Origin of the sequence: Arcicella rosea (assembly GCF_014204325.1) — a bacterium.
Taxonomy (GTDB): domain Bacteria; phylum Bacteroidota; class Bacteroidia; order Cytophagales; family Spirosomataceae; genus Arcicella; species Arcicella rosea_A.
Genome location: NZ_JACHKT010000030.1, coordinates 57,372 through 66,874, shown reverse-complemented (window position 1 = coordinate 66,874; position 9,503 = coordinate 57,372). Strand labels below are relative to the sequence as shown.

At 34.7% G+C, this 9,503-nt stretch carries 8 protein-coding genes; 3 read left to right on the top strand and 5 right to left on the bottom strand.

The genetic code is table 11. From position 1 onward, the window contains the following. Positions 1-391: 391 nt before the first annotated feature. On the bottom strand, positions 392-1,492 hold the full coding sequence (gene recF, locus HNP25_RS17245) for a DNA replication/repair protein RecF (RefSeq protein ID WP_184136173.1): 1,101 nt from the start codon (positions 1,490-1,492) through the stop codon (positions 392-394). 257 nt (positions 1,493-1,749) lie between these two features. On the opposite strand from recF, the gene pdhA reads away from it, so the two are divergent. After that, the gene (pdhA, locus tag HNP25_RS17240; protein WP_184136171.1) at positions 1,750-2,757 is read left to right on the top strand and encodes a pyruvate dehydrogenase (acetyl-transferring) E1 component subunit alpha; all 1,008 of its coding nucleotides are present in this window, start codon (positions 1,750-1,752) and stop codon (positions 2,755-2,757) included. A gap of 50 nt (positions 2,758-2,807) precedes the next feature. Here the strand turns inward: pdhA and HNP25_RS17235 are convergent, their stop codons facing one another. From HNP25_RS17235 to rplU, 3 genes are all read right to left on the bottom strand, one after another. Next, positions 2,808-2,957 carry a hypothetical protein gene (locus HNP25_RS17235; RefSeq protein WP_184136170.1) on the bottom strand — a complete coding sequence of 50 codons (150 nt, stop codon included), beginning with the start codon at positions 2,955-2,957 and terminating at the stop codon, positions 2,808-2,810. A 444-nt stretch (positions 2,958-3,401) separates the two neighbouring features. After that, positions 3,402-3,656: a 50S ribosomal protein L27 gene (gene rpmA, locus HNP25_RS17230; RefSeq protein ID WP_184136168.1), complete on the bottom strand. Its 255-nt coding sequence runs from the start codon at positions 3,654-3,656 to the stop codon at positions 3,402-3,404. A 79-nt stretch (positions 3,657-3,735) separates the two neighbouring features. Beyond that, positions 3,736-4,047, bottom strand: a complete 312-nt coding sequence (gene rplU, locus HNP25_RS17225) for a 50S ribosomal protein L21 (protein ID WP_184136166.1) — start codon at positions 4,045-4,047, stop codon at positions 3,736-3,738. Positions 4,048-4,360: 313 nt separating this feature from the next. Here rplU and HNP25_RS17220 point away from each other — a divergent pair, with 313 nt between their 5' ends. Both HNP25_RS17220 and HNP25_RS17215 read left to right on the top strand, forming a co-directional pair. Beyond that, positions 4,361-4,837 (top strand): TlpA disulfide reductase family protein, encoded by a 477-nt coding sequence (locus HNP25_RS17220; RefSeq protein ID WP_221432497.1) that lies wholly within the window; start codon positions 4,361-4,363, stop codon positions 4,835-4,837. Between the two features lie 93 nt (positions 4,838-4,930). Continuing rightward, on the top strand, positions 4,931-5,584 hold the full coding sequence (locus HNP25_RS17215) for a thioredoxin family protein (protein WP_184136162.1): 654 nt from the start codon (positions 4,931-4,933) through the stop codon (positions 5,582-5,584). Positions 5,585-5,896: 312 nt separating this feature from the next. Here the strand turns inward: HNP25_RS17215 and HNP25_RS17210 are convergent, their stop codons facing one another. Next, on the bottom strand, positions 5,897-9,286 hold the full coding sequence (locus tag HNP25_RS17210) for a ThuA domain-containing protein (RefSeq protein WP_184136160.1): 3,390 nt from the start codon (positions 9,284-9,286) through the stop codon (positions 5,897-5,899). Positions 9,287-9,503: the final 217 nt, after the last annotated feature.

Here is a 9,503-nt window from a genome sequence, read left to right as displayed (position 1 = left end):
CGAAATCAAACAGTGTATATTGCATCTGTATTTATATTTTTTAGCAGAAACAAAATACAGAAAAACCCCGAAATTTGCCAGTATTGACACTTTTTCGGGGTTATTTTATTGGTAATATATTGATTATTAAAAGATTACACTCATAAAGGGAAGCCTAAAACATGAGTCATCCCTAATTTTTTTCATCAAATAGTGAGTTCTGGGTTGTTTTGTAGTTTTTATCGCCTTGTCCTTACTTTTCTTTTATCAAGAAAAGAAAAGTAACCGCAGCGGCGGCCGCAAAAGAAAATCAAGAATTCCTAAACTCGCTTCGCTCAAACAGTAGGAATTCGTTGCCCATCAATCATAAAAAAGCGGTCAAAATTAGTTTTTAGACCGCTTTTTTATGGTTTTAAAATTCGGGATGACTCATGTTTTTAATGTCGAAGTATTTTATATCAACTGTTAAGTTATCCAGTAATTGCCGTGTTCGTTCAGGTCGTGCATCGGTAATAAAGACTTGATTGAACGTTCCGTCAGTCATCATATTGATTAATTGCTGAATTCTTCTATCGTCGAGTTTATCAAAAATGTCATCTAACAGTAAAATCGGAGCGTATCCTTTAGCAAGACTTAGCATTTCAAATTGAGCTAATTTCAGGGCAATTACAAAAGATTTTTGTTGCCCTTGTGAGCCAAATTTTCTAAGCGTAAAACCATTAATTTCAAAAATAAAATCATCTTTATGGCTTCCCATTGTGGTACGTTGTGCTGCTAAATCCCGCTGTCTATTTTTACGGAAAACAGTAGTAAAATCCTTACTTCCTACTTCCGATTCAAAAATCATATCAACACTTTCTCTAGCATCAGATAATACGTCATAATGTTTTTTGAAAATGGGCAGAAACGTATTGGTAAAAGCCAAGCGAGCATCATAAATTTTAATGGCAATCTCTACCAAAGGGTCAGTGTAAATATCAAGCAATAAATCATCTACATAATTACGTTCTGAAAACTGCTTCAGTAAAGAGTTTCTTTGAAGTAATAGGCGATTATACTGTAAAAGATTTTCTAAGTATCCTGAATCTAATTGTGACATCACTCCGTCGAAGAATTTTCTTCTTTCTTCACTCCCATCACGAATTACATCAGTATCATTTGGCGAAAGTAATACCACAGGAAATTTACCGATGTGTTCTGATAATCTTTCGTAGGCTTTTTTGTCATGCAAAACAGCTTTTTTTTGTCCTTTTTGTAAGGCTATCGTAATTAAAGTAGATTTTACATTTTCAAAATCTCCTTCAATCATCATAAAATCAGCTTCATGGTTAATACTCAAGTTATCTTGATTAGAGATAGCACTTTTGGTTAAAGCCAAAAAGTAAATAGCATCTAACAAATTAGTTTTTCCACTACCATTTTCGCCAACAATACAATTTATCCTAGACGAAAACTCGAAAGAATCGTAATCGTAACTCTTGAAATTGGTCAAACTAAGTTTTTGTAAATACATGAAAAGAAAATAAAAATGTATTGAATTGAAAAATTGAGCGTAAAAATGAGCAAAACCTGTATTTAAGTATCAATGAATAATACAAAATACTTTGTGTGTTCTTTGTTTTGTACTAATTTCGTAGTGCAAATTAAAGACTGTTTGATGGGATTGCAAATCACAGGCAGTTTAGCATCGGATTTATCTCCGAATAAGCAGTGTTAAAGTGAAGCTTACAATTCACTTATTCACAAATCACTCATTCATAATTGTAGAAAATGGCAAAGAAAGCTGAAAACAAAGTAAAATACTCGAAGGAGACCTATATGTACTGGTACGAGTCAATGGTACTTCAACGCAAATTTGAAGAGCGTGCTGGTCAGTTGTATGGACAACAAAAAATCAAAGGTTTTTGTCACCTTTACATCGGACAAGAAGCTTGTTCATCAGGAGCAAGATCTGCATTGAAAGACGGCGACAAGTACATCACTGCATATCGTGACCACGGTATTCCTTTAGCTTTAGGTTCAGACCCTAATACGGTTATGGCTGAGTTGTTCGGAAAAGCTACTGGTATCTCTAAAGGTAAAGGTGGTTCGATGCACATTTTTGATAAATCTGTAGGTTTTGTAGGTGGACACGGAATCGTGGGTGCTCAGATTCCATTAGGAGCAGGTTTAGCTTTTGCTGAAAAATACAACAAAACTGGTAACCTTGCTATTTGTTATTTTGGTGATGGCGCTGTTCGTCAAGGAGCTTTACACGAGGCTTTCAACATGGCAATGACTTGGAAACTTCCTGCCATTTTTGTGGTAGAAAACAATGGTTATGCAATGGGTACTTCAGTTTCTCGTACTTCAAATGTAACTGACCTTTATACAATCGGGGAAGCTTACGACATGCCTTCAGAAGCAGTTGATGCAATGAGCGTTGAAGCTGTTCACGAGGCTGTTTCTCGTGCGGCTGACCGTGCAAGAGCTGGCGAAGGACCAACTTTCTTAGAATTCAAAACTTATCGTTATAGAGGTCACTCAATGTCTGACCCTCAGAAATATCGCACGAAAGAGGAGGTTGAGCAATACAAAATGCGTGACCCAATCGAACAAGTGAAAAAAGCGATTTTAGATAACGAAATCGCCACAGAAGAAGATTTAGCAGCGATTGATGCGGCGATTAAAGTAAGAGTTGAGGCTTCAGTTAAATTTGCGGAAGAGTCGCCTTGGCCAGATCCAGCAGAGATTTATACGGATGTTTATGTTGAGGAATATCCTTTCCCAGTAGAATAAGCATTAAAATAAACAAAAAAGCCGTTCCAATTTTCTATGGGACGGCTTTTTTAGTTTATCCAGTCGAACGATACTCTATCGTGTTCAGGATGTGCAACTTCTGGAGCTTTCTTGTTATTTACATTTTTTCGATTGACATTTCGTCTTGTCTGAAAATCTCTCCAATCGTTCCGTTGGAAAATCGCTAAGCTTTGTCTCATATTATTAATGTTTAAAATATTACTATACAAATGTATAATCAATGTTTAAGATACCGATTAAGTAATTGATTATATGTTTGTTAACAATTTAGACTATAAAACGAGTTCAAAGAATAGTACAAAAAAACGCCATTCTTACTAAGAATGGCGTTTAATGCTAAATTCCAAATGTTTTAAAGGTTTGGATTCATATTGGTGAATTCTTTCAAAGTCACGTCATTACAAAAACAAAAAAGCCATTGCTCATAAACAACTAAATGTTTACAGGTCAATGGATTGATAGATTGTTTTGTCGCAAATGTAAAAGACTTTACTAAGAAAGTAATATTAAATTTTACCTTTCTATAAAAGCCCCAAAAAGAAGAAGAGATTAACGTTGAATAAATTCAATCGTTAATCTCTTCTAAAGAATTATAATGGAATAACCTTAGTTATTTGCCACTATTAAGCAGGAAGAACTTCTACAAAAGAACGTCCTTTAAATCCTTTTTTAAAGTGAACAGTACCGTCAATCAAAGCAAATAAAGTATGATCTTTACCAAGACCTACATTTTGACCAGGATTGTGTGCTGTACCTCTTTGACGAACAATAATGTTCCCTGAAATTGCAGGTTGACCTCCAAAAATTTTGATTCCAAGACGCTTACTATGCGACTCACGACCGTTTTTCGAACTACCCGCACCTTTTTTGTGTGCCATTGTTTTGTTAGTTTATCGATTTAACGTTTTAATTTTCGTTTTGAAGAAACTCTTAACGAATAAAATTAATCATTAAATACTAAAATGAAATTCCTTCAATTAAAACTTTAGTTAAATTCTGACGGTGACCGTTCTGTTTTTGGTATCCTTTACGACGTTTCTTTTTGAAAACAATTACTTTTTCTCCACGAACGTGAGCTAAAATTTTACCTGTTACAGTAGCACCTGCTACAGTTGGAAGACCAATTTTGATGTCTCCGTCATTATCGACAAGAAGAACCTTATCGAAAACCAGTGCAGCGCCTTCCTCGCCCGCCAAACGGTGGGTGTAGAGGAAAAGGTCTTTCTCAACTTTAAATTGCTGACCAGCGATTTCTACGATTGCGTACATTTTATTGTTAGTTATAATTTTATTGGGTCGCAAAGATACGTATTTTGTTTTGAAAAGAGAAAGAATTTTTCTATATTTATTATAAATTATTTAACAAATGAGTAAGGATAATCTATTTCGTAATAATCTAATAGTAAGATAGTTATGGGTAAAGCTAAAATGTAGTAATATTCGTTTTTAACAATAATCTAGAAGAGGCACATAATTTATAAAATTATACGTTAGTTAATTAGCATCAATCTCATTTGTATAAGATAATAAAATGCGAAGTAGAAATTTAAGAATACGAATTGGAATAATTTTTGTTTGTTTAATGTACGGTACTTGTTTGGGTACTTATGGGCAAAACAGAAAAGTAGAGATTGTAAAGTTTGAGCATCTTCAAAAAGTTCTAAATCAAGTATCGGATACAACTGTTGTATTGCATTTTTGGGCAACTTGGTGCAGACCTTGTATGGAAGAATTACTTTTTTTTGAAGAGCTTAGCACAACATATAATCCACAAAAAATAAAGTTTATCCTAGTGAGTATGGACTTTGTGAAAGATGCAGAAACGAGCTTGAAAAATGTAATAGAACGAAATAAAATTAAATCCAAAGTAGTGTTACTGGATGAGCCAGACTATAATTCTTGGATTGATTTGATTGATAAAGAATGGTCTGGAACGATTCCTGCTACTTTAGTACTGAATGCTAACCTGAGGAAAAGAAAATTTTATGAAGGGAAAGTAAATATGACATCGTTTAGTGATGAACTAAAAAAAATGTGTCCTGTTACCATACAAAACTGAATACTATAATAATTAACAAAAATTAAATTTAACTATTAAACTTATTAAGGCATTAACTTCTAAATGATTTAGATACTTAAAATATATCAGGAAATGAAAACACACATAAAAAATATAAAGACGATTTTTTTACTAGGAGTCGTTTTATCAAGTCTATTTGGATTTACGCAAAGTGGGGAAGAAAACAGACAAAAAGCAGATAAAGGATATGCAATTGGCGATGTTATTACTGATTTTAAACTAAGAAGCACTTCGGGCAGTTTTGTTTCAATGGCTGATAATCGTTCTGTGAAAGGTTATATCATTGTTTTTACTTGTAATCACTGTCCTTTTTCTAAAGCTTATGAAAGTAGAATCATGGCTTTAGATAAAAAATTTGCCTCGCAGGGTTATCCCGTAATTGCTATCAATCCGAATGATCCAAGTGCTTACGAAGAGGATTCTTTCGAGAATATGCAAGTTGTTGCTAAAGCCAAAGGATATACTTTTCCTTATTTGCAAGATGAAAGCCAGCTTACTTCAAAGGCTTTTGGCGTATCAAGAACGCCTTCTGTTTATGTGGTAAAAAAGGAAGGAGACAAATTTATTTTACAATATATTGGTGGAATTGATGATAATACACAAGATGCCAATGCAGTTACAAAACGTTATGTAGAGGATGCGATTAATAATCTTTTAGCGGGCAGACCAGTGGTTGGGAATTTCACAAAAACGGTTGGTTGTGCTGTTAAATGGAAAGGAGTTTAATATGAATTTTTCAAAGACGATTTGAGGTTTGTTTATACATGAAACATGAGTCATCCCGAATTTTAAAATCATAAAAAAGCGGTCGAAATTAGTTTTTCGACCGCTTTTTTATGATTGATGGACAACGAATTCCTACTGTTTGAGCGAAGCGAGTTTAGGAATTCTTGATTTTTTTGTTACTTTTTGCATCAAGGCAAAAAGTAAGGACGAGAATAAATACAAAAAACATTGAAATCTTTTAAAACTTGCTTTTTTGTGAGAAAATTCGGGATGACTCATGTTTTTGTTTATAAGATTTATTTAATCCATAGATTACTTATTTGCTGTAATATCTGTTAAAGCAAATAATGGTTTTCCTTTGGCTTCTGAATTTTTGAAGACCAAGTACAGATTATGCGAACCCAACAATGGTGTTTTTAAGGAAATATTAGTTGCAGCTTGTGAAGATTTACTTACGTTTCCGCTACCTATTAATTGTCCCATTGGGCTGTCTAAACGGATTTCAATAATACCACCAACGGTACGTTCGTCGCTTGCAAAAGCCGCTAAACTGAAAGCTTTAATGCCTGTAAAATCAATATTATTGAAAGAAATATATGAATTGTCTGTCATGGCGATAACGGCTTCACCGAGTCCATCAATCGTATATTTCATTGTTTCTTTTTGCGTATCAAAAGAACTCGCTTTGAACTTCGCACTTCTCAACGTTATGCTTGTAGCACCCGTTAAAGAGCCTAAATTGCTACCACCTTTGTCGGTATAACTAGCAGAGAAGATATAAGTACCCGCCTTTCCATTGTCTTTTGTGATGTATTCGCCTTTTACAGGTTTGCTTACTTTTTTGTCGTCTGACAACGATAGAATGTATTTCACCATTTCCTTGGTGTCGTCTTTCGTTAATTGTGGGTGAGCCGCCATTACTTGTTCACCCCAAACGCCACCACCACCTTTGATGATTTTGTCAGAAAGTTTGCCTTCAATTTCAAATTTACCGCTATATTTTTTGGCTACTTCTTTATAACTTGGTCCAATTGATTTTTTATCAACAGCATGGCAAGATTTGCAGTCAGAAAGTTCAATCAAACGTTTTCCTGCCGAAACACTCAAATTAGCCTGATGTCCTTGTGCAATAACTGTTTTGTCAAATCCTTCTAAGTAATCAATATTTACTTGTACTTCGTCTTCTTTGATTTTTTTGTTTGCTAAAGAACCATCTTCTTTGTCAGAAACATTTACTTCATACGCAATTTTTTCATCGTTCCAGTAGAAAGTTTTATTGCCTTTAATTGCCAATATTACTTTTGGCATATCGTTTCCAACTTTAATTTCTAAAGTAGTACTTGTTACATTTCCAGCCGAATCAGTTACTTTCAAAATAGGTTTATAAACACCTGCTTTTGTGAAAGTGAAGCTAGGATTTGCTAGAGTACTTTTAGCACCTTTAGTAAACGTCCATTCGTATTTCAATACATCATTCTCGTAATCCATTGTACCTGCTGAAGAAAAACTTACTTTTAATGGCAATGCACCTGCTTTTTTATCAGCATCTGCCACTACAACTGGACTACGGTTTCCGGCATTAAAAGTAATTCTAGAAAGACGGGCATCATCATTTTGAGCAAACCAGTTTTGTCCATATTCCAATAAATACAAAGAACCATCTTTGGCAAATTGCATATCCATTGGATGGCTGAATTTAGTATTTGGCATAAAACGTTCCATCGAAATAAAATCTCCGTTTGGTTTCATACTTACCAAATTAATCCAATCACGCATCCAATCGTAAGCAAAGAATTTTCCATCCAAATATTTAGGGAATTTTACTTTTGAATTTGCATCAAAATCATCGAAGTAATACACTGGTCCACCCATTGCATTGCGTCCACCTTTGCCAACAATTGCTCCAAATTCTGGAGAATCAGCATAAGGGTAATAGATAAATGCTTTTTGAGCTGCTGGTAATTCACGTAAACCTGTGTTGTGCGGAGAATCATTGATTGGATGTGCAGGATCAAATTTTGTCCAAGTACTGTCTTTATAGAAATCTCTCTGATTATAAGCACGGTTATCGGCAACAAAGAGTGGCCAGCCGAAATAACCCGCTTTACGAGCTTGGTTTACTTCATCGTGTCCACGAGGGCCATATTTCGTTGAATTTTCACCAGCATCTGGTCCAACTTCACCCCAATACAAAAATCCATTTCTTTGGTCAACAGATATTCTGTATGGATTTCTATTTCCCATCACATAAATTTCAGGACGAGTTTTGTCTGTTCCAACTGGGAATAAGTTACCTTCTGGAATAGTATAAGGGGCAGCCCCCGCTGAACCATCAGCAGTTGGTTTAATTCTTAAAATTTTACCTCTTAAATCGTTCGTATTAGAAGAAGTATAACGAGCATCCCAACCTGAACGCCCAGGTTTATTATCAATTGGTGCAAAGCCTTGTGAAGCGAAAGGATTGGTATCATCACCTGTAGAAAGGAATAAATTTCCTTTGCTGTCCCAAGCAACCGAACCGCCAGTATGGCAACATTCAGTACGTTTTACGGGAACACGCAATACTACTTTTTCGGTGCTAAGTAAAAGAGAATCTTTTACATCATCATAGACAAAACGAGATAAACGATTGGCAGTATCAGCACCAACCATTCCTACTGATGGAGCGTAGAATAAGTAAATCCATTTATTTTTATTGAAATCAGGATCAATATTTACGCCCATTAAGCCATATTCAAATTTTGAATAAACACTTAAATCTGCCACTACTTTCGTCGCATTTTTCTTTGGGTCATAGACTTTTAATAAGCCTTTTCTTTCTCCAAAAATTACTTTACCGTTGTCTAACACAACTAATTCTGTTGGTTCGTCTAATTTTTCATCTAAAACAGTTTTTGTAAAACGGTTTTCATCTGGAGGCAAAACACTTTTTACTTTAGAATAATCTAAGGCTGGTCCATCAGCAGCCCATTGTAAAGCACCTAGAATGTGTTTCAAAGGAATTTCTTCTGAAAAAGTCTCATTCGTATGTCCCCAGTTAGTATAAAATGCTCTTCCACCATCAAATTCATGATACCAAGCCATTGGGTGAAAATCACCCATTTGCCCTTCTTTATATGAATTTTCATCTACTGTGTACAAAACATGTACATCTTTATTGAAATTCTTAAAGCTATAAAATTCGTCTTTACGCTCTAAACTTTCAGGCATAAAATTGGTAGAAATATGCGTGCGGTCTTTGATGACGAACTTACCATTTTGCACATTTGATACATTTTTACCTGGATGACCATTAAAATATCCGCCAACCAATTTGCCATACCAAGGCCAGTCGTATTCAGTATCCGAAGCGGCATGAATACCCAAAAAAGCACCGCCAGCTTGAATATAGCGTTCGAAAGCAATTTGTTGAGGTTCTGTTAATACATTTCCTGTAGTACTGTTAAAAATAATAACGCTGTACTTTTTTAGATTAGCTTCGTTGAAATTGTCAGCATTTTCAGTAGTATCAACCGAAAATCCATTTTCACTACCCATTTTTTGGATGGCTTTTGTGCAGTAAGGAATCGAAGAGTGGCGGAAACCTGCTGTTTTGGAGAAAATAAGTACCTTTTTCCCTTTTAGAGGATTGGTGTTTTGGGCAAATAAAGTAACTGTACAGAAGCACAAAAACAGTATAAATGCCTGAAATTTAAGTTTCATGAGTAAAATAAATTAGTACTGGATGAATTATATACAATTGAGATTGATTTAGCGTAGATACTACGCTAATGCATTTAAATTAGTTGATAAAGATAAGTTTTTATTGGAATTATATTATCACACTCTGTAAGGGTTTATATAGACAAGTATAGAACAGTTGAAAAAATAACGCCATAAATTATTCCTACTCAGGGATAATTTATGGCGTTAAGTTAAT